Annotated in this window: 19 protein-coding genes; 12 read left to right on the top strand and 7 right to left on the bottom strand. The window is 39.2% G+C overall.

Features of this window, described 5'->3' with window-relative positions; all coding sequences use genetic code 11:
• Positions 1 to 17: 17 nt before the first annotated feature.
• The 7 genes from G6W41_RS00915 to G6W41_RS00885 form a co-directional block, all read right to left on the bottom strand.
• Positions 18 to 917 carry a restriction endonuclease gene (locus tag G6W41_RS00915; RefSeq protein WP_194170316.1) on the bottom strand — a complete coding sequence of 300 codons (900 nt, stop codon included), beginning with the start codon at positions 915 to 917 and terminating at the stop codon, positions 18 to 20.
• Positions 918 to 1,293: 376 nt separating this feature from the next.
• Positions 1,294 to 2,013: a fumarate reductase iron-sulfur subunit gene (locus tag G6W41_RS00910; RefSeq protein ID WP_004317555.1), complete on the bottom strand. Its 720-nt coding sequence runs from the start codon at positions 2,011 to 2,013 to the stop codon at positions 1,294 to 1,296.
• The gene (locus G6W41_RS00905) at positions 2,006 to 4,024 is read right to left on the bottom strand and encodes a fumarate reductase flavoprotein subunit (RefSeq protein ID WP_004317497.1); all 2,019 of its coding nucleotides are present in this window, start codon (positions 4,022 to 4,024) and stop codon (positions 2,006 to 2,008) included. The genes G6W41_RS00910 and G6W41_RS00905 overlap by 8 nt, the downstream gene beginning before the upstream one ends.
• A 14-nt stretch (positions 4,025 to 4,038) precedes the next feature.
• Positions 4,039 to 4,737 (bottom strand): fumarate reductase cytochrome b subunit, encoded by a 699-nt coding sequence (locus tag G6W41_RS00900; protein ID WP_035160410.1) that lies wholly within the window; start codon positions 4,735 to 4,737, stop codon positions 4,039 to 4,041.
• Positions 4,738 to 4,856: 119 nt separating this feature from the next.
• Positions 4,857 to 5,672 (bottom strand): prolipoprotein diacylglyceryl transferase, encoded by an 816-nt coding sequence (gene lgt, locus G6W41_RS00895; protein ID WP_103596898.1) that lies wholly within the window; start codon positions 5,670 to 5,672, stop codon positions 4,857 to 4,859.
• Between the two features lie 48 nt (positions 5,673 to 5,720).
• Positions 5,721 to 9,551: an N-6 DNA methylase gene (locus G6W41_RS00890; RefSeq protein ID WP_194170315.1), complete on the bottom strand. Its 3,831-nt coding sequence runs from the start codon at positions 9,549 to 9,551 to the stop codon at positions 5,721 to 5,723.
• 48 nt (positions 9,552 to 9,599) lie between these two features.
• Positions 9,600 to 10,235 carry an IMPACT family protein gene (locus G6W41_RS00885; RefSeq protein ID WP_194170314.1) on the bottom strand — a complete coding sequence of 212 codons (636 nt, stop codon included), beginning with the start codon at positions 10,233 to 10,235 and terminating at the stop codon, positions 9,600 to 9,602.
• A 126-nt stretch (positions 10,236 to 10,361) separates the two neighbouring features.
• Here G6W41_RS00885 and galU point away from each other — a divergent pair, with 126 nt between their 5' ends.
• From galU to ruvB, 12 genes are all read left to right on the top strand, one after another.
• Positions 10,362 to 11,183 (top strand): UTP--glucose-1-phosphate uridylyltransferase GalU, encoded by an 822-nt coding sequence (gene galU, locus G6W41_RS00880; RefSeq protein ID WP_009294249.1) that lies wholly within the window; start codon positions 10,362 to 10,364, stop codon positions 11,181 to 11,183.
• Positions 11,180 to 12,400, top strand: a complete 1,221-nt coding sequence (locus G6W41_RS00875) for a glucose-6-phosphate isomerase (protein ID WP_194170313.1) — start codon at positions 11,180 to 11,182, stop codon at positions 12,398 to 12,400. The genes galU and G6W41_RS00875 overlap by 4 nt, the downstream gene beginning before the upstream one ends.
• 3 nt (positions 12,401 to 12,403) lie before the next feature.
• Complete coding sequence (locus G6W41_RS00870; protein ID WP_194170312.1) at positions 12,404 to 12,949, top strand: DUF1287 domain-containing protein; 546 nt, start codon at positions 12,404 to 12,406, stop codon at positions 12,947 to 12,949.
• 62 nt (positions 12,950 to 13,011) lie between these two features.
• Complete coding sequence (locus G6W41_RS00865; RefSeq protein WP_194170311.1) at positions 13,012 to 14,601, top strand: ABC-F family ATP-binding cassette domain-containing protein; 1,590 nt, start codon at positions 13,012 to 13,014, stop codon at positions 14,599 to 14,601.
• Positions 14,602 to 15,094: 493 nt separating this feature from the next.
• The gene (locus tag G6W41_RS00860; protein WP_194170310.1) at positions 15,095 to 16,495 is read left to right on the top strand and encodes an aspartate ammonia-lyase; all 1,401 of its coding nucleotides are present in this window, start codon (positions 15,095 to 15,097) and stop codon (positions 16,493 to 16,495) included.
• Between the two features lie 91 nt (positions 16,496 to 16,586).
• On the top strand, positions 16,587 to 17,930 hold the full coding sequence (locus tag G6W41_RS00855; RefSeq protein WP_149709955.1) for an anaerobic C4-dicarboxylate transporter: 1,344 nt from the start codon (positions 16,587 to 16,589) through the stop codon (positions 17,928 to 17,930).
• A gap of 303 nt (positions 17,931 to 18,233) precedes the next feature.
• Positions 18,234 to 20,507 (top strand): thiosulfate reductase PhsA, encoded by a 2,274-nt coding sequence (gene phsA / locus G6W41_RS00850; protein WP_194170309.1) that lies wholly within the window; start codon positions 18,234 to 18,236, stop codon positions 20,505 to 20,507.
• A 9-nt stretch (positions 20,508 to 20,516) separates the two neighbouring features.
• A complete protein-coding gene (locus tag G6W41_RS00845; protein WP_103585707.1) occupies positions 20,517 to 21,080 on the top strand; it encodes a 4Fe-4S dicluster domain-containing protein in 564 nt (187 codons plus the stop codon).
• On the top strand, positions 21,073 to 22,008 hold the full coding sequence (nrfD, locus tag G6W41_RS00840) for an NrfD/PsrC family molybdoenzyme membrane anchor subunit (RefSeq protein ID WP_194170308.1): 936 nt from the start codon (positions 21,073 to 21,075) through the stop codon (positions 22,006 to 22,008). The genes G6W41_RS00845 and nrfD overlap by 8 nt, the downstream gene beginning before the upstream one ends.
• Before the next feature lie 90 nt (positions 22,009 to 22,098).
• Positions 22,099 to 22,767 carry a response regulator transcription factor gene (locus G6W41_RS00835; RefSeq protein ID WP_021087309.1) on the top strand — a complete coding sequence of 223 codons (669 nt, stop codon included), beginning with the start codon at positions 22,099 to 22,101 and terminating at the stop codon, positions 22,765 to 22,767.
• Positions 22,751 to 23,857 (top strand): sensor histidine kinase, encoded by a 1,107-nt coding sequence (locus G6W41_RS00830; RefSeq protein WP_194170307.1) that lies wholly within the window; start codon positions 22,751 to 22,753, stop codon positions 23,855 to 23,857. Before G6W41_RS00835 ends, G6W41_RS00830 begins: the two co-directional genes overlap by 17 nt.
• Positions 23,858 to 23,906: 49 nt before the next feature.
• A complete protein-coding gene (ruvB, locus tag G6W41_RS00825; RefSeq protein WP_194170306.1) occupies positions 23,907 to 24,917 on the top strand; it encodes a Holliday junction branch migration DNA helicase RuvB in 1,011 nt (336 codons plus the stop codon).
• Positions 24,918 to 24,927 lie beyond the last annotated feature (10 nt).

The raw sequence follows: 24,927 nt of genomic DNA, 5'->3' as shown, positions 1-24,927 counted from the left end.
TAAATTCGCTAGCATTTTTAAAAATTATTTTCATCAAAAAAGTCGGTGTCGATCTTGCAAATTTCATATATCTGGCTTGTTTGAACGCCTACTTTATACTTTATCATTAGCTCAGCCAGTCTGTCGCCATCTATCAAGACTACGCTAAAGTTTTGACTATCTTTGGCAAACGTTTGGGCCTCTTTTGTAAATTTTGCCGTTGTAATAAAGACGCCTTTTTTGGTATTTTTATTTGAGATGGCGCCGATGAACTGCTGTATCTCTTGCCTGCCTATGTTACTGCCATCTTTATATCTCTTTGCTTGGATGTAAATTTTAGAAAGTCCTAGCTCATCTTCGTCTATGATGCCATCTATCCCGCCGTCTGGTCCTTTATTTGTAAGGCTCCCAGTTCCATAGTCCATCCTCTCTAAAAGCTCTGTTACTAGATGCTCAAAAAATCTAGGCTCTTTTTCTAAAATGCTAGATAAAATTTCACTTTTTAACTCTTCTTTTATCTTTTCATATGCTTCTTTTAGGCTGTCGTCTGGTGTATTTTCTACTGCTTCTTTCTTTTCTTGTTTGATCTCTTGCTTATAAATTTCATCATACCAAGATATAAATTTCTCTTTTGCTTTCTTGCTGCTTATCAGCTCTTTACCAAAATTTGTTATAGAAAACAGACTTTTCCCAACCTTCTCAAGAGGCTTCATCTTTGGCTTTGCCTTTACCTGTGCGGTGGTTGCCAGATACGTTAGAGCCCAGTCGGCACGGTTTATATAAGTAGGTGTCCCTCTTTTTATCCTTTGCAAAAGATCTTCATCGTTTAGCTTAAACTGATTTATTATAAATTTGTAAATTTCACTTCTGTTTGTATTGTTATTTTGTGCTACAAATTCTAAAATGGGTAGCATCATCTCTTTATAACTTGGTATCATTTTATGTCCTAAAAAATGAAGTTGTTTGATGTCAAATTATATAAATTTTTTACCAAAAAATTTCTTGTTTTTTACATTTTTATAGATATAATCACCACATGAAATATGTAAGCCTGACAGAGTTTTTCTCTGATAATATCAATTTATTTATGAACGTGATTGCTTCATTGTTTGCGCTATTCTTTTGCTTTAGTGTTGGCTTTGGTCTTTTATTTTTTATCACTTTGCCGCTTGGCTATATAATGGGCATAGTCTTGTCGTTTCCGCTTTTAATATTTGTATTTTTCTTATTTGCGGCACTAGATATTTGTATCTGTATCTTGGCGTCAGTTTGTAGAGTTTTTAAATAAATTTGGGGCTTTTTACAGCCCCTTTGCTACTTTATAGCAGCCATTTTTCTACGCATATAAGCTATGCGGCTTTGAAGTGGTAGGTGTTTTGGGCAGTTGTCTTCGCAGCCAAGCAAAGTCATACAACCAAATACACCATCATCATCGCCGATTAGCTCGTAAAAGTCCTCGTCAGTTCTCTTATCAAGCGCGTCTATCTTAAATCTAGCAACCCTGTTTAGACCAACAGCGCCGATGAAATCAGGTCTCATGATAGCTGTTCCACAAGATGCGACACAAATTCCGCACTCTATACAGCGATCAAGCTCGAAAACTTCTTGAGCGACTTCTGGCTCAACTTTCTCTTCAAGCTTAGAGATATCTGTCTCGTGATCTGTGTGTATCCAGCTCTCGACACGCTTGCTCATAGCGTTCATCCAGTTGCCAGTATCTACGCTTAGATCTTTTAGCAGTTTAAAGACTGGCAAAGGCATAAGCTCAATTACACCGCTTTCAAAGTCTTTTGTTAGAGTTCTGCAAGCTAGGCTTGGTTTGCCATTTACTAGCATGCCACAACTTCCACAAATTCCCGCACGACAAACAAAGTCAAAGCTAAGATCTGGATCAAATTTCTCACGAATTTGATTTAACGCGATAAATAGCGTCATACCATCAGTCTCTTCAAGCTCATAAGTCGCAAAATGAGGCTTTGAAACTTTGCTTAAAGGATTGTATTTAAAAGCTTTTATGGTTATTTTTCTACTCATTTCCTATACCTGCTCTTTCATTTGGTGCTTTATATTTTGGTTGAAGGTCATAGTGCATCAAAGCCTCTTGAATTTCTTGTCTGCTCTTGCCTTCTGCTTGCATTTTCTCGCGAATTTCATCGACCTCTTTTTGGCGGATAGCACTGTTTGGATGCTCGATGATATTTCCTTTTGCACCATAACCTCTAAATGCTGGCGGCATCTCCATCTTCATGATATCTAGTGGCTCATAAGTGATAGTTGGCATAGTGTCGCCTTCTTTCCAGCTTGTAAGCGTTCTGTTTAGCCAGTTAAGGTCATCTCTCTTTGGATAGTCTTCGCGGCAGTGAGCGCCACGGCTCTCTGTTCTATCAAGCGCACCTTTTGCGATACAAAGTGCTAGTTTTAGCATCTTTGGCACGCGGTAAGCCTCTTCGAGCTCTGGGTTGCCAAATAGTGCTTTGTTGCTTACTTTTACATCCAGTGACTCTTTGTAGAGTGCTTCAAGCTCTTTAACAGCAAGCTCTAGACCTTTGCCTGTTCTAAATATCGCAACGTGTTCCCACATTACCTCTTTCATCTTGTTTTTGATATCAAAGACGTTAAATTTACCCTCTTTTGTGACGAGGCTATTTAGATAGTCTTCTTGTTTTTTAACAAATTTCTCGATATCAGCTGTGTTTATCTCGATCTCGTGGCTAGCGCAATAATCTGCAAAATAATCACCAACGATCATACCAGCGACGACTGTCTCAGAAACTGAGTTACCACCAAGGCGGTTAAAGCCGTGCATATCCCAGCAAGCAGCCTCGCCAGCGCTAAATAGACCAGCTAGTGTTGGGCTCTCGCCAGTTGGTTTTGTCTTAATGCCGCCCATTGAGTAGTGCTGCATAGGTAGGATCGGCGCCCAGCCTTTGCCACGCTGATGTCCTGTCTCGTCAGTATATACTTCAGTGTCAGCAGGATCGATGCCGTTAAAAATTTCGCAAATTTCTTGAACATCACGTAAATTTTTCTCGATGTGCTCGCGTCCGAGGATAGAGATATCAAGCCAAACGTGATAGCCATAAGGGCTAGGTACGCCTTTGCCTGCACGGATGTGCTCCATGATACGGCGGCTAACGACGTCACGGCTAGCTAGCTCTTTTTTCTCTGGCTCATAATCAGGCATAAAGCGGTATCCATCAACGTCACGTAAAATTCCGCCATCACCGCGGCAACCTTCTGTTAAAAGAATGCCAGATGGGACGATCGGAGTTGGGTGAAACTGAACAGCTTCCATGTTGCCAAGCTGAGCTACGCCAGTCTCAAGTGCGATCGCAGCGCCGATACCTTCGCAAACAACAGCGTTTGTAGTGTGTTTATAAACTCTACCATAACCGCCAGTTGCTATAAGTGTGCCTTTTGAAACATAAGCTGTGATCTCGCCATTTACTAGGTCGCGAACGATCGCCCCGTAACAGCGGTTATTTTGGTGTATCAAAGCGATCGCCTCTTTGCGGTCGTGAATTTCTACATTGTGTTTAAGCGCTTCGTTTGCAACAGCAAAAAGCATGGTGTGACCAGTTGCGTCAGCTGTGTAGCAAGTTCTCCACTTTTTTGTACCACCAAAGTCACGTGAGTGGATAAGGCCATGAACCTCTTCTTTTTCAACGATAGTTGTCTTTTGAGCGTTGATGATAGCGCTTCTTTCGCCTTTTGTGATCCTAGTCCAAGGCACACCCCAAGCTGCAAGCTCACGAATCGCTTTTGGAGCAGTTTGACAAAACATACGTGCAACTTGTTGATCACAACCCCAGTCGCTACCTTTTACTGTGTCAGCAAAGTGTACATCTTCGTTATCGCCTTCACTCATTTTAGAGTTACCAAGGCTTGCTTGCATGCCGCCTTGTGCAGCAGCAGAGTGAGAGCGTTTTACAGGGATGAGGCTCAAAACTACGGTGCTTAAACCCTTTTCTCCAGCAGCCACAGCAGCTCTAAGACCAGCTAGACCGCCACCAATTACCAATGCGTCATAATATTTTACATTCATCTTCTAGCTCCTTTTTAATGGCTGATCCACACGAAATCGGCGATTAGCGCGATCACAGCAAGTATGCCATAAATGACAAATACAACTGTCTTTGCCTTGTTTCTTTTAGCAAACATTTCGTGTTTATTTACGCCATCAATGCTTACCCATTTGACATATAAGCGGTACATGCCAACGCTAGCGTGAACGACCATGAAAACAAGTAGTGCGAAGTAGAAAATTTCTAGTTTGTGAAAAGCAGCAGCTGATTTGTCAGCAGTGATGTGTCCGCCAAAGATGATGTCGATGAGGTGGGCGCTTGCTGCAAAAAATAGAGCAAAGCCTGTTAAAAACTGAAACCACCAAAGTGTGGTATCAAGGTGCTTCATGCGGTCTTTGTGGCCTCTAAACATTAAGTATTGTCTATAATTTGCAGGAAATTTTCTCATTGCCAAGAAGGCGTGAGTTACAAAAACTACAAAGATAACAGCAGCTATAACATTTGTAATCCACCAAGTAGCCTCGCCAAATAAAAATTTAGCCTCTGCAAATCCTACGACAGCGTTAAATGCGTCTTTGCCAAGTAGTATAGTAGAAGTAAAAACCATATGGCACAATATGAAACAGGCTAGAATAAATCCTGTAATACTTTGCCATCTATCCCAAGCGGCTGGAGTGCGGCTTTTTTTGCCGTCCGACCGTTTCCCCAAAAAACCTTCTATAAGCCCGGTCATGAGCCCTCCTAAGAAATTTGAAATAAGTTATCATTTCTTAATACTAATTTAAACATTAGCATTAATTGATAAAGCTAATGTTATCAGAACTTTACTTTAATAAATTTTAAATATTGACATTAAATTTTCGTAAATCTCTTATAGAGTTTAATATAGACAAAAATTCCGAACCCACACATAATAAGTGATAAAATTTGCCCCATTGATAGACCAAAAATAATAAATCCAAGTCCAGAATCAGGCTCTCTGTAAAATTCACAAATAAATCTTGCAAATGTGTATAAAATGGCGTAAAGTGCTATGAGCTCGCCATTAAATTTCTTATATTTTCTATATAAAAATAAAATGACAAAAATAACTAAACCTTCTAAGAATGCTTCATAAAGCTGGCTTGGATGTCTTGGCTGACCAAAGACATTTATCGCCCAAGGCACGTCTGTAACCCTGCCAAAAAGCTCTTGATTTAAGAAATTTCCTATCCTGCCAAAGGTGTAGCCAAAAGGTATGCAAATAGCGCAAAGATCAAGTAGCTGCCAAGCGTTTTGCTTATATCTTTTGCAAAATAAAATCGTCGCTAGCAAAAAGCCAACCACAGCGCCGTGATAGCTCATGCCGCGAATTCCTATAAACTCGCCGTTGTGGATTGGATTAAAAATTTGCCAAGGCTGCGTTAGATAATATCCTGCTTCGCCAGAATAAACTAAAACCCAGCCAAGTCTAGCGCCTAAAATGACGCCTATCTCTACCCAAAAAAAGTAGTTATCTAAAAGCTGATTTGAGATAGGAATATCATCTTTTTTAACGAGATACTTTGCCATGGCAAGTGCTAAAACAAGGGCTAAAATATACATAAGCCCATACCAGTGCACGCTAAAGCCAAAAACACTAAAAGCGACTGGGTTAAAGTGGTTATAAATGTCGTTCCAAATTTCCATAGAATCTCATTTTATTTTTTATGGATTCTATAATAGAAAGGCTTAAAATCATAAATATTTATCTAAAATTTTACCGTATACACCTTGTAAATTTGTTAGTTTTTGTTCTCTTTGCAAAATTTCGTCTTCTAATTTTTCAAATTCGGAGACGATTTGCTTTTGTGTAGAAAGCGGCGGAAGTGGGATTTTTATTAAATTTAAGTCTTTTGAATTTAGGCTTTGACCAAAAGCATTCAATCCATTTTTTTGTAATTTTATAAACTTTGTATCAAATAAGCAAAAGATAAATTTATCCAAAATTTTATCCTTAAACTCTTTCTTGATAACAAAGGCAGCTATTGCTTCATTTGTGTATAAATTAGTTCCTGCAATGGCAGTTTTTCCTATACTTAGTTTAAAGCTAACAAGAGTTGTACCTTCTGGTATAAGTTTAACGTTTGAGTTCTTTACCCCTAAATTTGTAATTTTTTCCTTAGTGTCGGTTATTAAGTTTGAATTCATCTCTGAAATACTTAGCCATAAATTTTCTCCGCCATAATATGCGGAATTACCTCTTTTGGGCGTTCCACCTATTAAAATATCGCAAAATTTAGAAATTAGCTCATACCCCCCCCCATTTGTGTTAAAACTTATTCCGAATTTTGTAAAAATTTCGCTCATTTTAGCTTTTAGCTCGTCAATTTCCATTCTAATAGTTTTAAACTCATTATCTACTTTTTCGCATTCGGCTACGATTTTTTGAAACACTTTTTTATTTTCTTTATTATTACTAAAAGGAATTCTTATGTTTTTTAAATTTGTAGAATTTAGCCCGCCTTGTGCTGCACCGGTAATATTTTGTTTTAAAATTTGTTGACCCAACGGAGAATATAAAAAATAAAAAATATATTTCTGAGTAATTATATCGGCTGCTCGAAGTATGAAAATATGCTCATTTACCATAGCTCTTCTGTTATTCAGCTCATCTCTTAAAAGTGCAATTTTTCCGGTTAATGCTCCATCTTTGCAAAGCAAAATATCATTTTGTTTTAATCTGCCTTTTTGATTATTTTCATAATACTCAATGCTTACAAATTTTGGATTTACCAAATTTATTATGCCGTTTGTATTATGGATATGCTCTCCACCAAGGCTTAACGCACCCTCATTTAAATTACCAACTCCACCATTTGGACGCGAGCCAGTTTCTATTGTATTAAGCAAAGTCCCAAGCTTCACCATCTGATACTCACTCATTATATTTACTCTACTTTTCATGCTTAAATTTATCGCCTTATCGAAACTAGCACGGTGAAAATCTATGCAATCGCGTAAATTTACTAAATTTGCATACGGCTTTAAGCTCTCGTTAATTCGTTTTAATTTTCCGTCGAAAGCTTCGCGAATAATAAAATTTAATTTTTCGGGATTATCTAAATCCGTCGGATCGTAAAGCGCGGTCTTAATCGAGCTTATCTTTTTTATATTTTCTATTGTCTCGTTGTCATCGCCGCCCATCGCCGCATCCGTTATATATTTTATTCCTTCGTTGCCTTTGGCATTACTCCAATCATATCCCAAAAATTTTTTCTGTTCCTCGTTATCGCTCGGCGCTTTAGTTATGAGCGTGGTTTGAGAATTTACGAGCTGAAAGATGCTAAATTTTTCTATCTCGATAGCCTTTATGAACTCGATCTTTTTTTTAGAAATTTCAGCCTTCTTTTGTTCATCAGGAATTTTTTTCTTATCTATATTTTTATACTCGCTACTAGATTTAAAAGCCGATTCGTATTCGCTAAAAATATCATTTACAAAAAGTTCGTTTTGCGTTATAAATTTTTCGTATTTATCTTTGTCGTAGCCCATAAATTCGCAGTATTCGCCTAAATTTAGCCTGTCGTTATATTGCGCTAAAAAGCTGCCGTCGTTTATAACGCTAGCGGCGCGGTTTTTGACGTGAAGTAAGGCATTTGGCTCGTTTGCAAGACGACGTAAAAACAAAATAACCGTATTCGTACCCGTTTTGCCGAACGTTTTATTTCCGAATTCGCTAACGGCGATAATCTCGAAATTTCCTAACAAAATTTCGCGCGTTTTCTCGTAAATTTTACCGGTTTTATTTATAAGCGAGCTTGGCAAAACGATACCGCAAACGCCGTCTTTATCTAAAATTTGGGCAGCCCTCTCCACGAAAAAACACTCGATTGCATTATTGGTTTCTAGAGTATCAATTAATGCGCTAAGTTCGTACTTCTCATAATTATCATCATCTTTTAGAGTTGTCAAAAAGCCTTTTACCGAGTAAGGCGGATTTGCAATCAAAATGTTAAAACCTCCTTTATCGATATCTTTATGGTAGGCTAGCGCGTCTTGATCTATAATGTTTAAGTCTTGCCCATACATAAAACTTGCAACCTTACTTACTTTACCCAAACGGCTTTCTTTTTCTACGCCGTAAATATTTTTGTGATAACGCTTTAATTCGTCCGCATCTTTTATATAATGAGCCTTAATAAAGCTTGCATATTCATTTATAAAATGCCCCGCACCGCAAGCATAGTCAATTACTCTAACGTCTTCATTATCTTTTAAAATTTGCTCTATTGGCAGGCTTTGAATAATAAATTTAACGATAGGAAGCGGAGTAAAAAACTGACCTTCGCTTTGCTTGATGCCTTGATCCAAAAAGCCCTCAAATAAATCGCCTAAAAATTGATTATGCTCGCTATTTGTTAGACGAATGTTTTCAAACATTTCGACTACTTCGGTCAAAATTTTGACATTTTTCTTAAAAAGCTCTTCATTATAAACTTCTACAAAAGCAAAGTCGTTATTTGTGTAAAATTTAAGCTCTCTAAAATATTTTTCTATCGTCTTTTTAGTTTCGTCGGGATCTTTTTTAAGAAATTTAAAAGCATCTTGAATTTGCTTGTCAGAGACGTATGCGATCTCTTTTTGCAAAAATTTCATCATACCTTTTTGATAAAGTTGCTGGAGCCTATCGCTAAAAGCATAAATATCGTCATATCTTTTTCCGCGATAGTTAAATTTAAGCTCGTTTGGATTTTCTAACTCATCAATAATCTTACAAAGAAATAAATTTAAGAGTTTGTCAAAAGCGTTTTCTCGTCCACTAATGTTATGCTTTCGCATAATTGTCGCAAATTCATTATATTTACCGCCCACGTCGCTTAATGTAATCTCCTGTAAGCTACGTAATGTTTTTTGATTTTGTTTTATATTAAACGGCTTGCTATCAAATACGCCTACGCTAAAGCCATCATACTCATAAGTATCTCGCCAAACTTGAAATTTTTCTATATTATTCGTAGCATTTTCATAGGTTTTATCGGCGTTTTTACTTATCTTTTCATCGTCGCTTAAATCTATCGCAAAGTACTCGTTTTTAGGTGTATTGCTATCAAAATCAGCCGTATAAAGAAGCAAAAACTTTGCAGATGTTTCTTGCTGATAATAGCTAAAAAGCTGACCGCCGTTTTCTCTCATTTTGGATAGCTCTTTTTTATACTCCATACCAAAAGTTTTGCATTCTATTATCATATATGTTGAGCCTTGATTGTCTTTTACGATAATGTCGGCTTTACCGCTTTTCTGATCTCTGCCGAGTTTCCATTTGCGCTCTATCTCTAAATTTGAAGGCGCATAACCGCTAGTTAAAAGGCGATCTATACACTCTAAAACGACGAAATTTTCGGGATGATCGAAATTTGAGCTAGTTTTATCGCCGCAAATAAGCTCTTTTGGATAGATAATTTTTTGAGATTTAAAATTTACTAGGATATTGTCGTTTTGATAATTTTTAGTAAAAATTTCACCATTTTCGTCTAACGTAAAATTTAGTTTTTGGAGAACTTCTCTTAAATTTTCCTTTGTTATCATTTTCTCTCTTTTTGCTTTAATTTTTGATATTTTACAATGATTTGGCTTTTAATAAATAAACAGCGCTTTGCTGGCAAGTGGCAAGGCTAGAAATTTAAACTCGCTTGCTTCAAATTCTTTGCAAAATTTAAATAGCTCAGCAAACTCGGCTTCGTTTAAATTTACGCTCCAGATCGCTCCAGCATCATTAAATTCTCTTTCAAACTCGCTTAAATTTTTAGTGGCGAAGTAGTGTTCAAAGCGGCTCATCAGCGAAAATGGCGTAAAAAATTTAACCTCATCTTTTATCTCAAATTTTATCACGCCACCATCTTTTATCGCCTCATTTATCGCTTCGTTCACAGCCCCTGAGTAGGCTCTAACAAGCCCTCCAGTGCCAAGCTTTATCCCCCCAAAGTAGCGAACTATCAAGACACCAACGTTTATAAGCTCAGCACCCCTTAGCGCATTTAGGCTTGGCTGTCCGCTAGTGCCCTTTGGCTCGCCATCATCACTTTGATTTTCAACGATTTGTCCGTATTTGTTTAGCTCCCTTGTCGCCCAAACTACATGAACAGCCTTAAAATGCTCCTCTTTTAGGTGTTCGTGCAAGCTTTTAAACGAGCTTATCGGGCACAAAAATGCTAAGAAATTTGACTTTTTTATATCAAGCTGGGCTTTAAAAATCCTATCAATCGTCTGCAAATTTGCTCTTTTTTTAAAATTTTAAAAATCTTATCAATTTGCTAATTAAAGCCTTGTAAATTCATACAAATTTATATTATTAAGGAAAAGATAGTAGAATTTTGCAATTTTTCATGAAGGATTAAAATGATACAAACTTGCCTATTTCCAGCGGCTGGATATGGAACGAGGTTTTTACCAGCTACAAAATCGCTCCCAAAAGAGATGTTGCCGATCCTTACAAAACCGCTCATTCACTACGGCGTTGATGAGGCGCTTGAGGCTGGCATGGACAATATGGCCTTTGTCACAGGACGCGGAAAAAGGGCGCTTGAGGACTATTTTGACATCAGCTACGAGCTAGAAAAAGAGATCGCAGGCAGCTCAAAAGAGTCGCTACTAAGCGAAGTTAGAAATTTAATGAGCTCATGCACATTTTCATTTACTAGGCAAAATGCCATGAAAGGGCTTGGACACGCCATTTATACGGGCAAAACTCTAGTTCGAGATGAAGCATTTGGGGTCATTTTGGCAGATGATCTATGTATAAATGAAAACGGCGAGGGCGTGCTTTCGCAAATGGTTAAAATTTATGAAAAGTATCGCTGCAGCGTAGTAGCTGTGATGGAGGTGCCAAAAGAGCAGACTAAGTCTTACGGCGTCGTAAGCGGTAGGTTTATAGAAGATGATCTTATAATGGTCGATGATATGGTTGAAAAGCCTGATCCTGCCGAGGCTCCGACAAATTTAGCGATAATTGGGCGCTACATCCTAACACCAGATATTTTTAACATCTTAGAGCGAACAAAACCAGGCAAAAACGGCGAAATTCAGATCACAGACGCGCTAAAAACGCAGGCAAAAGATGGCATGGTGCTAGCTTATAAATTTAAGGGCAAGAGGTTTGACTGCGGCAGCATAGATGGCTTTGTCGAGGCTACAAATTTCTTTTACGAGCGCAGTAAATGATAGAAACTTCATTTAAATTTAACTTTGCAAGCAGCGATGTCATCGACTCATACGCCAAACGCATAAACGACGAGTACGAAAGCGGTGAGATAGGCTACTACCACCTGCCAGTGCTCGGGCAAAATTTACTTGGCGAGATCGAGGAGTATGAGAAGGGGCTAGCTCATATCAAAAATGTAGTACTTGTTGGCATTGGCGGTAGCAGTCTTGGCGTAAAGGCGCTAAAATCAATGCTTGAAGGCACAAAGGGGATAAAAAGAGAGCTTTTGTTTTTAGATAACGTCGATCCTTGCAGCTACAAAAGTACGCTTGATGGTGTAAATTTTGACGAGACTCTTTTTATAATAAGCTCAAAATCAGGCAATACGATCGAGACGATCACTATTTTTAAGTGCTTGCTTGATGACTTTAAACCTCAAAATTTAGGTAAAAATTTCCTCATCATAACTGATCCAGGCACAAATTTAGAAAATTTCGCCAAAGAAAATGGGATCAAATTTTTCAATATCCCAAAAAATGTTGGCGGGAGATTTAGCGTGCTAAGTGCTATCGGTCTTGTGCCTCTTGGAATTTGTGGCTACGATATAAAGGCACTTTTGGAGGGCGCGCTTGCTTGCAAGAAGCAATACATCGAGCAAAAAGATAGCTCAATAGTCGCTAAAGCCTACCACTACGCCACTAGCAGAAATGCCAGCATAAACGTCATTTTTAGCTATTGCGATAGGTTTTTTGAATTTAACGACTGGTACGTGCAGCTTTGGGCGGAGAGCCTTGGTAAAAAAAGAGGCTATAAAAGGGTCGGCCTTACGCCAGTTGGACTTGTCGGCAGTCGTGATCAACACAGCTTTTTGCAGCTTATCATGGACGGCGTAAAAGATAAGAGTGTGACATTTATAAAGATAAAAGATCACGCGAGCGACAAGACTATCCCAAATTTAAGCCTAAAAGGGCTTGAAGAGTGTGATTTTGTGGCGGGTCTAAGCCTAAATGAACTTATAAATTTGCAGTGCGACGCGACGGCTATGGCGCTGGTGCAAGAGGGCATAAGTGTCGATACTATCACGCTTGAGAGGCTTGATGAGTTTCATGCTGGCTGGCTCATTTTTTACTACGAGCTACTAACCTCGGCCACTGGTATCATGCTAGGCATCAACACCTACGATCAGCCAGGTGTTGAGATAGGAAAACGTATCTTAAAAACCATGCTTTTAAAGTAGAAAATGAAGAAATTTCTACTTTTAGCTCTTTTTGCCACGCAAATTTTTGCCTTTTCGGCGAGTAAATTTGTAAATGACGCTAGGTCGCAGATCGGCGTGACGCTAAGTTATGATCCAAACTACGAAAGGCTCGCCTATCCTATGGGCGACGTGGATATCAAAAAGGGCGTTTGTACCGACGTTGTGGTAAGGGCGCTACGTCATCAGGATATGGATCTGCAAAGGCTTATTTTTGAAGATATGAGTAGAAATTTCGCAAGCTACCCTAAAAAATGGGGCCTTAAAAAGGCTGATAAAAACATCGATCACAGGCGTGTTTTAAACATCGCTACCTATCTAAAAAGAAAAGGTTTTGAGGTGAGTGATGATAAATTTCTGCCAGGGGATATCGTCACATGGATGCTACCAAGAAATCTCCCGCACATCGGCGTGATCTCAGATAAATTTGAAGGCCAAATGCCGCTTGTCATCCACAATATCGGCTCTGGCGTGCAGGAAGAAAACATACTTTATAGCTACAAGATCACGGGGCATTTTAGGCTAAAGTAGCAAAATGGCTTTTTAATCAAATTTAAGGCAAAATCGCAAAAAAATAAATTTAAGGAAAAATAATGTTAGAAGTTAGGGGACTTACTCAAAGATTTGCAAACAGTTTGCTATTTGAGGATGTAAATTTAAAGCTAAATCGCCACAACAGATACGGACTAATCGGTGCAAATGGTGCTGGCAAATCGACATTTTTAAAAATTTTAAGCGGAGCTATCGAGCCAACTAGCGGCGAGATCATCATAGAAAATGGGCTAAAAGTTGGCGTGCTTGGGCAAGATCAGTTTGCGTTTGAAAATTTCACGCTAAAAGATGCGGTGCTTTATGGCAACAAACGCCTATATGACGCTGTCAAAGAGAAAGAAAAGCTCTATATGAGCGAGGAATTTACAGATGAGATAAATGAGCGCTTAAGCGAGCTTGAGATGATAAGCGCTGAGGAAGACCCAAGCTACGAGTACGAGACTAGGATAGAAAAAATCCTAAGCTCGCTAGGGCTAAATGAATTTGATAAGCTTATGGGCGAGGTCGAAAACTCAGATAAAGTTAAGGTTTTGCTAGCTCAAGTGCTCTTTCCAAAGCCAGACATCTTGTTTTTAGACGAGCCAACAAACAACCTTGACATAGACGCGATCGCATGGCTAGAAAACGAGCTAAACCACCACGAGGGCACGCTTGTGGTTATCAGCCACGACAGGCACTTTTTAAATAGAGTTTGCACAAACATTTTGGATGTGGATTTTAAGAAAATTCGCGAGTTTTCAGGCAACTACGACGACTGGTATATGGCTGCAAATTTGATCGCAAAGCAGCATGAGATGGAGCGCGATAAGAAGCTAAAAGAGAAAGAGGAGCTGGAGAAATTTATCGCGAGATTTTCAGCAAATGCGAGCAAGGCAAAGCAGGCGACCTCACGCGCAAAACAGCTTGAAAAATTAGATATCGCAGAGATCGCTGTCTCAAGCAGGCGTGATCCAAGCATTTTATTTCGAGCAAACCGCGAGATAGGCAATGAACTAATAGAGCTTAAAAATGTAAGTAAGAAATTTGATAATAGAGTGATATTTGAAAATTTTAACTTTAAGCTCGAAAAGGGCGACAAACTAGCTATCATCGGCCACAACGGCGTTGGTAAAAGCACACTTTGTAAGATCATAATGGGCGAGATAAAACCTGACGCGGGCGAGGTGCATATAGGCGCGACCATCGAGCTAGGATATTTTGCGCAAGATACGGTAAATAAGATAGATGGCGAGCTAAAGCTATATGAATATTTGCAAGATGCCAAAAACAAGGACATCGACGAGATCAGAAAGTGCCTTGGCAGGATGCTCTTTAGCGGTGCCGAGCAAGAAAAGGCAGTTGGAGCGCTAAGCGGTGGCGAAAAACACCGAGTAAGATTAGCTCAACTCATGCTTCATAGGCCAAATTTACTTGTCATGGATGAGCCAAACAACCACCTTGATCTTGAGGCTATCATCGCACTTGGCGAGGCATTTTACAACTTTAATGGCTCAGTCATCTGCGTAAGCCACGATAGGGAGCTGATAGACGCCTTTGCAAATAGAATTTTACACCTAAAAGGTAGTGGCGAAGTCGTTGATTTTAAAGGCACATACGAAGAGTACAGAGCAAATTTAGGACTTGAAGGCTAAACGCTACTTTGCCTCTAGGAAATTTCTAGAGGCAGTTTAAATTTATCCCCTTAAATTTACCATTCATAGCGAGTTTGTAAATTTAGGCAGAACTGCAAATTTTAAATTTTCATCATATAAATGTGTCACGAAGTAATATTATAAAGAAAATATAACTTAGAATTTTTATTTTACCATTTTAACAATTTTGAATTTATATTAATATTTTATTAAATTTTCTCAAAAATGGCTTTTAAACTTAAAATGTAGGACAAATCTGAGCTAATTTGACCCTTTTTATATAATAAAAAAGTGATATTATTAGTAATATAACAATTTAGACAAGCAAATTCCTAAAAATTAGCTTAAATATGAAATATAATTTTCTTTCAAAGAGCGCCATATCAAGTCAAAAACTTAAAGCTTAAAAAAAATAAGTAGTCATTAATATTTAAAATCTCAAATACCTATATAATTTCACTCGGTAACAAATTTTTACTAAGGAGAAGCTGTTATGGCAACCAGAAGAGAACATGATTTTATTGGCGAGTTGGAAATTTCTGACAATTTTTACTATGGTATCCAAACATTTAGGGCTACTGAAAACTTCCACATGAGTGGTAGAACATTAAAAGAGTATCCATACTTTGTAAAGGCATTTGCACAGATCAAAAAAGCTGCTGCACTTGCAAATAAAGAGGTTGGCGTTTTAGATCCAAAGATAGCTGATGCTTTGGCAAAAGCTGCTGATAGAGTAATAGCTAGTGAGTTTTTAGATCAATTTGTCGTTGATATGGTTCAAGGTGGAGCAGGAACAAGTACAAATATGAACTCAAACGAGGTCATCACAAACATCGCGCTTGAGAGCCTTGGGCATAAAAAAGGCGAGTATCAATACATCCATCCAAATGACCACACAAACCTTGGACAAAGCACAAATGATACTTATCCAAGCTCTATTAAAGTAGCAACTTATGCAAAACTTACTGACTTGCTTGCTGCTATGAATTTACTAAAAGATGAGCTTGAGAAAAAAGCAAAAGAATTTAAAGATATCATCAAAATGGGTAGAACAGAGCTTGAAGATGCTGTCCCTACAACACTTGGCAACACTTTTAACGCATTTGCAAGCTACATCAAAAGTGACATCGAAAAGATCACAGCAGCTCGTGAGTCAATGACGCATCTAAACATGGGCGCAACTGCGATAGGTACAGGTATCAACTGCCACCCAGAGTATAAAAATGTAGTTGTTAAAAAACTAAAAGAGATCACTGGAGTTGATTTTAAAAAGGCTGATGATTTTATCGCTGCTACGCAAGATACTGCAGACTTTGTGCATGTAAGTGGTGCGCTTAAAACCGCAGCTGTTAGACTTTCAAAAATCGCAAATGACTTAAGACTAATGAACTCAGGCCCAAGATGCGGTCTTGGTGAGATAAATTTACCTCAAATGCAACCAGGCAGCTCAATCATGCCAGGTAAGGTAAATCCAGTCATCGCTGAGGTTGTAGGTGAAGCGTGCTACGAAGTTATCGGCAATGACGTAACTATCATGCTTTGCTCTGAAAGAGGCGAATTTGAGCTAAATGCATTTGAACCAGGCATCGCTTATGCGCTATTTAACTCTATATTTATCCTTGAAAATGCTATGAAAACACTAGCTGAAAAAGCTATCAAAAAACTTACAGCAAACCCTGAGGCTTGCTTAAAATCAGTTCTTGGCTCAGTTGGTATCGTAACAGCGTTTAACCCATATATCGGTTACGAAAAATCAGCAAGCATCGCTAAAGAAGCTCTTCAAACAGGCAAAGCAGTTGGCGATATCTGCCTAGAGAGAGGCTATCTAAGCAAAGAAGAGATCGATAAGATTTTAGAGCCTAAAAATATGCTAAATCCGAGCATGGTTAAGTAAAAATTTAAGCAAAGTATTATTAAAAGCGTGTCAGAATTCTGACACGCTTAAGTGGTGATTTTAGTAATAAAATTTAATAAAGGAGTTTTCGATGGATATAATGCTGATCTTACAGATTATAGTCCTATTTGGCGGCATCTATCTTGGTGTCAAACTAGGTGGTATGGGCGTTGGCTACGCAGGTGGTCTAGGCGTTGTGATACTCGCTTTACTTGGTATGAAAGTCGATATGAAAGACATCCCTATGGATGTTATCTTGATCATCGCTTCAGTTATCTCAGCGATCACAGCTTTGCAAGTTGCTGGCGGACTTGACTATTTAGTTCAAGTAGCAACAAAAATTTTACGCAAGAATCCAAAACAGATCAACTTTCTTGCTCCGATAGTTACTTACTTTTTAACTATCCTTGCAGGTACTGGACACACTGCGTTTTCTATGATCCCTGTTATCGTTGAGGTTGCAAAAACTCAAAACATCAAACCTTCAGCTCCACTCGCGCTTTCAGTTGTCTCTTCTCAAGTAGCGATCACTGCAAGCCCTATCTCAGCTGCTTTTGTTGCTATGAGTGGTCTATGCGAGAAGCTAGGTGTTAGCTATCCAGTGTTGCTATTTATTTGTATATCAACTACATTTGTAGCGATGGTTATCACTGCATTTATCATCAATAAATTTTACGATCTTGACCTTTCAAAAGATCCTATCTATCAAGATAGACTTGCAAAAGGTTTGGTTGCAGAGGTTAAGGATGTCGAGTATCACGAGCCAAAACCATACGCAAAAAGATCAGTTGCGATCTTTGCGGTTGGCGTTTTGATCGTTGTTTGTTATGCGCTTTGCATCTCAAAGAGCTTAAATTTAGTAGAAAAACCTATCCTTTCAAGAGATGCAGCTATCATTAGCTTTATGCTAACTATCGGCTTTACAATAGCAGTAGCTTGCAAAGTTGAGACAGGCAAACTTCTATCAACTAGCACTTTCCAAAGCGGTATGAATGCGTGCATCTGCGTTGTTGGTATCGCATGGCTTGGTACAACATTTGTTAATGGACACCTTGACGCTATCAAAGAGGTTGCAAAAGACTTCGTTACTCAGTATCCATTTATACTAGCTGTTGCACTTTATTTCTTAAGCTGCTTGCTATACTCACAAGCTGCTACAACAAAGGTTATGATGCCTGCTGTTGCTGCTGCTCTTGGTATGACTAGCCCTGAAAATTCAGGTCAAATTTGGATCCTTGTAGCTTCATTTGCCGCAGTTTCTGGTCTATTTGTATTGCCAACATATCCTACAACACTAGGTGCGATAGCTATGGATGATACAGGAACTACAAGAGTTGGTAAATTTGTATTTAACCACTCATTCTTCATCCCAGGAACTATAATGGTTGCATTATCAGTTATCCTTGGATTTATAGTAGCTCCAGTTCTTATATAAAACTTAAGCCGAGATCTTCTCTCGGCTTTTTAATCTACTTTAAATTTTTAATTTTTTATATCAAATTCTTAAATAATATCTCTTTTTAAATTTAAATTTTTCATTTTTATAAATCACGTAAAAATCGCGCTAAAATTTAATCCTGCTTAATCTATCATTTTTAAAATTTGCTCTATTTTGATAGTTAATCTCACATATCATAAAAAATAAAAACTAAAAAAAATTATTAAACAAAATTTAATTTTAGTTTCAACTTTAAATAATAAAATAACAAAAAGTAAAATTTCTTTTAAAGGGAGAAAGATGAGCTTAAATAGAAGAGAATTTTTAAAATTCAGTGCAGGAGTTAGCGCAGTGGCATCATCTCTATCAGGTGGTGCTTTGCAAGGTGCTACAAATGGAGGCGAAAAGCACGTTCATAGCTTTTGTGAGATGTGCTCTTCAAGGTGTCCTATCGAAGCAAAAGTCGTTGATGGCAAAGTTTGCTTTTTAAGTGGCAATCCAAAAGCTGGCGGCACAGCAACCTCTCTTTGTGCAAGGGGTGGCTCAGGTCTAAGTCAGCTCTATGATGAAAATAGGATCAAAAAGCCGTTAATTAGAGTTGGTGAGAGAGGTGAGAATAAATGGCGTGAGGTTAGCTGGGACGAGGCGCTTGACTATGTCGCTTCAAAGATGCTTGATATCAAGCAAAAGTATGGCCCTGAAAGCTTTATATTTACCTGTAAAAGCTCGCAAACGCATAAGCTAATGGTAAATTTCGCCTCAGCTTATGGCTCTCCAAACTGCTTTTCGCACTTTTCATGCTGTCCGATCACCTACCAAATGGTCTGCGAGCAGATGTATGGCATCGCTAAGCTAAAAAGAGACTTTGCAAATGCAAAATACGTTGTAAATTTTGGTCACAACCTCTTTGAGGGCATCGTCATAGCTGATGCCAAAAAGCTTGCTAAATTTGCAGCTAGCAAGGACACAAAGCTACTTGTGCTTGAGCCAAGATTTAGCGTTGTAGCTGCAAAAGCTGATGAGTGGCTACCAGTTAAACCTGGCACTGATCTAGCATTTGTGCTAGCACTCATCAACACTTGGATACAAAATGGCACTTACGATAAAGAATTTATTGAGAAATTTACAACTGGCTTTGATGAGATTGTTAAAAGCGTAGAGGGCAAAACGCCTGAATGGCAAGAGACAATCACTGGCATAAAAGCAAGTGATGTTAGACGCATCGCTGATGAAATTTATAAAGCTGCTCCAAGAGTTATTTTTGATTTTGGGCATAAGACAACTACCACAAGAGCTGAATACATGAGGACAAAAGCCATCATGGTTGCAAATGCGATGATGGGCAACTGGGAGGTTAAGGGCGGTCTTTTTGGTGGCAAAAACGCAAAGACCTTTAACAAACTAGTAGGCGAGGATAAATTCCCAGTTCTTAAAAACCCAGATGATAAATTTAAAGTGCCAAAAGTTACCAGACTAGACTTCGCTGGCGAGGCTGGAGCGCATAAATTTGTAAACAGAAAACATGGCGTTTTGATGGATATAGATAACGCTATCTTAAACGAGAAGCCATACGCCATAAAAGGTTGGTTTAACATCCGCTTTAACCACCTCATAAACGTAGCTGAGACGATGAAGAGCATAGAGGCGATGAAGAAGCTTGAGCTCATCGTAGTGAGCGATGTCTATCCAAACGATATGGCGACCTTTGCTGATGTCATTTTGCCTGAGAGCAGTTACCTAGAGCGTGACGAGGGCATAGAGGACAAGTCAGGTCTAAAACCAGCTTATATGATAAGAAATAAAGTCGTTGATCCAGTTGGCGACACGAAGGACGGGGCGTTTATCTTTAGAGAGCTAGCACGCCGCATGAAGATAGATGAGCTTTACACTTGGAACGACATACGTGAGTTTAGGATGCAACAAGCTGGCGGAGATATAAATTTACTCGCCGCTCTTGAAAAAGATGGCTTTATCACGTGGGATGAGCCAGGAATTTTGTTTAGAGAAAAAGGCATGATCGATAAATTTATCGCTAAATATCCAGTCGCATCTAAATTTGTAGGTGAAAATGGTTTGATGGACGATATGGCTAAGCTTAAAACAAAAAGTGGCAAGATAGAGCTATTTTTGCCTGACGTTGAGGCGCAGTTTGCAGGATATGGCGCGCTAAATGACAAAGATATGGACACATTTGACGGACACGAGCTTTGCTTAACTTGCGGTAAAACGCCTATTCATACCAACGGCCACACCCAAGCAGTGCCATTTTTAAATGACCTCATGAGTGATAGCCCTATCTGGATCAATCCAAACACAGCTAAAAAGCAAAATTTACGTGACGGCGACATGGTTTTGGTCAAAAATAAATTTGGCGAGCAAAAGGGTAAGCTTATGGTGACTGAGGGCATTAGAGAAGATACGCTCTTTATCTATCACGGCTTTGGACACATCACGCCAGGCCTTAAGAGCATAGATCACGTGGGACTTAACACAAGCGTGCTTCTTGATCCAGCTGAGGGTCCGGTGGCTGCGACTATGGTTACAAATGTTGGCGTTAGCATAAGTAAAGCGTAAGGATAGAAAATGAAAAAATATATGATGATACATGATGAAAATTTATGCATCGGCTGTCAAGGCTGCTCAGTAGCTTGCAGAAGTGCGAACAAAGTACCAATGGGCGTTTACCGCTTGCAGGTGCATGCGAAGATGAGTGGGACATTTCCAAATTTAAAGACTGACTTTTTGCGTCAAAGTTGCGTTATGTGCGAAGATGCACCTTGTGTTGAGGTTTGCCCTACTGGTGCTAGCTTTAAAACGGCTGATGGCGTGACGCTACTTGATCACAGAATTTGCGTTAGTTGCAAGTACTGCATCCTAGCCTGTCCATACGACGCTCGCTACGTCTTGCCAGATGGCGAGATAGGTAAATGCACATTTTGCTATGAGAGCAGGCTAGAAGAGGGCAAAGACCCAGCTTGTGTTAGCGTCTGCCCTACAAATGCCCTAACTTTTGGCGACGTAAATGATGAAAACTCTAAAATTTCAAAGAAACTAAAAGAGAGCAAATACTACTTGCCAAAAGCGGAGTTAAACACAAAACCTTCACTTGCGATGATCGCAAATACAAAAGGAGCACACCATGAATAACATGTCAGGAAGCCTAGCTCAATACACAGAAATTTACTGGGGCTGGCCGATAGCTTTTTATCTATTTTTAGCAGGACTTAGTGCAGGTGCTAGCATCGTTGCTGTGCTTATCTCAAATAAATTTGGCAAGGATAACTACTACTTTAAAGCAGCCGCCCTTATCGCTCCAGTGGCGATCATCCTTGGACTTGCTCTTTTGGTGATTGATCTTGGCAAGCCTCTTAGCTTTTACTGGATACTTTTGCTTTATAACTTCGACTCAGTTATGTCAATAGGCGTTGCGCTGCTTCTAGTTTATACGCCTCTTAGCGTTATATACGCGATTGGTGCGTTTAAAAATGAGACCTCGTCACTTAAAATTTCTCTTTTTGACGCTGTTGCAAATTTAGCTAGCAAGCTTTCAGGTTTGCTTGGAGTTTTACTTTTCATCCTTGGCATCGGCGTTGGCGCATATACGGGCTTTTTGCTAAGTGCAGCTCACAAGATCGCACTTTGGAACACGCCAGTTTTGCCACTATTATTTTTAGTTTCTGGCTTAAGCTGTGCTGGTGCATTTACACTGCTTATTGGAGTGCTAAAAGATGAAACAAGAGAGCAAAATCAAACTGCACACTTTTTATTAAAATTTGACTTTTTTGCGATAATAGTTGAGTTTTTGCTAATAGTTGCTCTTTTTATGGTCGTAAAAGGTGCAAGCGCAAGTGGTGCGGAGAGCGTAGCAAACGCACTTAGCGCAAATTCTCTTGGGCTGATGTTTTATATCGGCGTCATAGGTCTTGGTATGGCTGTGCCTATCATTTTAGACTTAAGCGTTTTAAAGGTGCATGATTTCAAACGCGAATTTGCCGTGCTAAACGCTATTTTAGTCATTTGTGGTGTCTTTTTGCTAAGATATTACATAGTCTATGCAGGACAAATTTTTATTTAATACTTAAAAAAGAATTTTAATTTGAAATTTACCTATTAAGTATTACAATAGATAAAAATCTTATTAAAGTTTGTTTTTTAGGAGAGCATTTTGAAGATTTTGCTTTTAGAAGATGATTTGGGGTTTCAAGAGAGCGTCTGTGAGTTTTTGCAGACGCTTGGTTATGAAGTTACAGCGGTGAGCGACGGTCAAGAGGCTTGCGACTTGATAGAGAAAAATTTCTATCACCTTTTTATACTCGACATAAAAGTGCCTGGGGTAAATGGTCACGAGGTCATCAAGTATATAAGAAGTCTAAATCCAAACGCTCCTATCATGATAACGACATCTTTAGTCGATATAGACGATATGGCGATTGGCTACGAACTTGGCTGTAATGAGTATCTAAAAAAGCCATTTGAGCTTGCTGAGCTTAAATTTAGAGTTGCTGAGCTTATGCGAAAATACTATGGCACTGACGATAAAAACATAGTTAAGATAAATGACGAGTTTAGCTTTAACCTAAACAAGCGTGTGCTATATAAAAACGACAAAGCTGTTGATCTTAGTGCAAAAGAGGTCGCTTTGGTCGAGTGCCTGGTCTCGCACCTAAATTCTTACGTCAGTATGGAGGAGCTTAGAGATCTTGTCTGGAATGACAAAGATATAGAGGGCGCTGATATAAGAATGCACGTTTTAAAGATAAGAAACAAGACAACAAACGACTTTATCATCTCAAAGAGGCGCATAGGCTACAAGATAGATGCACAAGAGCTTTAATATCCAGATCATAGCGACATTTGTCATAATGTCGCTTTTTTGCTTTCAAAGCTTTGTGATCTTAAATTTAAGCCAGAAAAACAGCAGCTCAAAAGCCCTTTTTGGTGCTATGAAGCATGAAACCATCATCAAAAATTCATTTCTAAAAAACGAAAATATAGCTAGCTCATTAAAATATAAATTTGCGATTTACGACGTAAATTTTAAACCCATCATCTCAACCCTTACCAAAGAGCCAAGCAGCTTTAAATTTGTAACTCTAGAAGAGGGCGGGTACCTTTTTTACAAGAGCTTTTTTATAAAAGATAAGACCCCTTACTACATCGTCGTAGAAAAGGAGCTTGATAATAAAAAGAGCCTCTTTTTAACAGCTATCATGCTGCTTGTTATCCTTGTGGCAGTACTATTTATCGTCTATTTTTTATATCTAAGCAGCGTTAAGCCTTATAAAGAGTTTCAAAAGTATATGAATAATTTCTTTAACGACGCTATGCACGAGCTAAAGACACCCCTTGGCGTGGCTGGCATGAACCTTGAGATGCTGGGGCTTGAAAACAAGTATATAACCCGCATCAAAAACGCCCTAAAACAGATGCAAATAACCTACGAAGATGTCGAGTATTTCATAAAGCGTGGCTACATCAAATTTCCACTTGAGAGGCTAAATTTAGGCGAGTATGTTAAAGAGCGAGTGAAATTTCTCTCAAGCGTGGCGGAGGTCAAGAGTATCGAGATAAAGACAAATTTAGCAAGCGAGGCATTTACTATGCTAAGCAAGGTCGAAGCTCAGCGCATCATCGATAACACCATCACAAACGCCATAAAATACAGCCCAAAAGAGAGTGAGATAATAGTAAATTTAGAGCTTGAAGCAGATCGCATAAATCTTAGCGTGCAGGACTTTGGTAAGGGGATAAAGGACGTCAAAAGGGTCTGGAAAAGATACGTGAGAGAGGATGAAATTCAAGGCGGTTTTGGTCTTGGGCTAAATATCGTCAGTGAAATTTGCCAAAAACATGAAATTTTATACGGCGTTGATAGCGTTTATGGCGAGGGCAGCACCTTTTACTACAAATTTAAACGAGCTTAGATTAAGCATAAAAGCGTAAAATGAAGCCTTAAATTTAGAAGGAAAAACTTTGGATAGAATCGTTGAAATCGAAAAAGTAAGCTTTGAAAATGACTTTGAAGTCTCGCTTAGACCGACAAAATTTGAAGACTACATCGGTCAAGAAAAGATAAAACAAAATTTAGACGTCTTTATAAAAGCAGCCAAAAAGCGAAACGAATGCCTAGATCACGTGCTATTTTACGGCCCTCCAGGACTTGGCAAAACCACCCTTGCTCACATCATCGCAAACGAAATGGGCGTGAGTATCAAAATGACCGCAGCGCCGATGATAGAAAAGAGTGGCGATCTCGCAGCGATCCTTACAAATTTACAAGAGGGCGACGTGCTTTTTATCGACGAGATACACCGCCTAAGCCCAGCTATCGAAGAGGTGCTTTACCCTGCGATGGAGGATTTTAGGCTTGATATCATCATAGGCTCAGGGCCAGCTGCCCAAACTATCAAGATAGACCTACCAAAATTTACACTAATAGGCGCAACGACGCGTGCTGGCATGATCTCAGCGCCTTTAAGAGACCGCTTTGGGATGGACTTTAGGCTGCAGTTTTACACAAGCAGCGAGCTAAGCCGTATCGTGCAGATAGCCTCGGCCAAGCTTGGTAAAGAGTGCGATAAAAACGCCTCGCTCGAGATCGCCAAACGCTCACGTGCCACGCCAAGGATCGCTCTTAGATTACTAAAGCGAATTCGCGACTTTGCCGAGGTAAATGACGAGCTAATCATCAGCCATGAGCGTGCAAAAGAGGGGCTTAACGCGCTTGGAGTAAATTCGCTTGGATTTGACGAGATGGATATTAGGTATTTAGAAATTTTGATGCAAGCAAGGCGCCGTCCTATGGGGCTTAGCACGATCGCTGCGGCACTTAGCGAGGATGAGGGCACGGTCGAGGACGTCATCGAGCCATATCTGCTTGCAAATGGCTTTATCGAGCGCACCGCAAAGGGCAGGATCGCAAGTGCGAAGTGCTTTGAGACCTTTAACGTCAAGATCGACACCGAAAAAGGGCTTTTTGAGTAGCGAAATTTAA

Source organism: Campylobacter concisus, from assembly GCF_015230035.1.
Lineage (GTDB): Bacteria > Campylobacterota > Campylobacteria > Campylobacterales > Campylobacteraceae > Campylobacter_A > Campylobacter_A concisus_BK.
The sequence above is the reverse complement of the archived record's forward strand: the minus strand, read 5'-3'. Positions and strand labels throughout refer to the sequence as shown.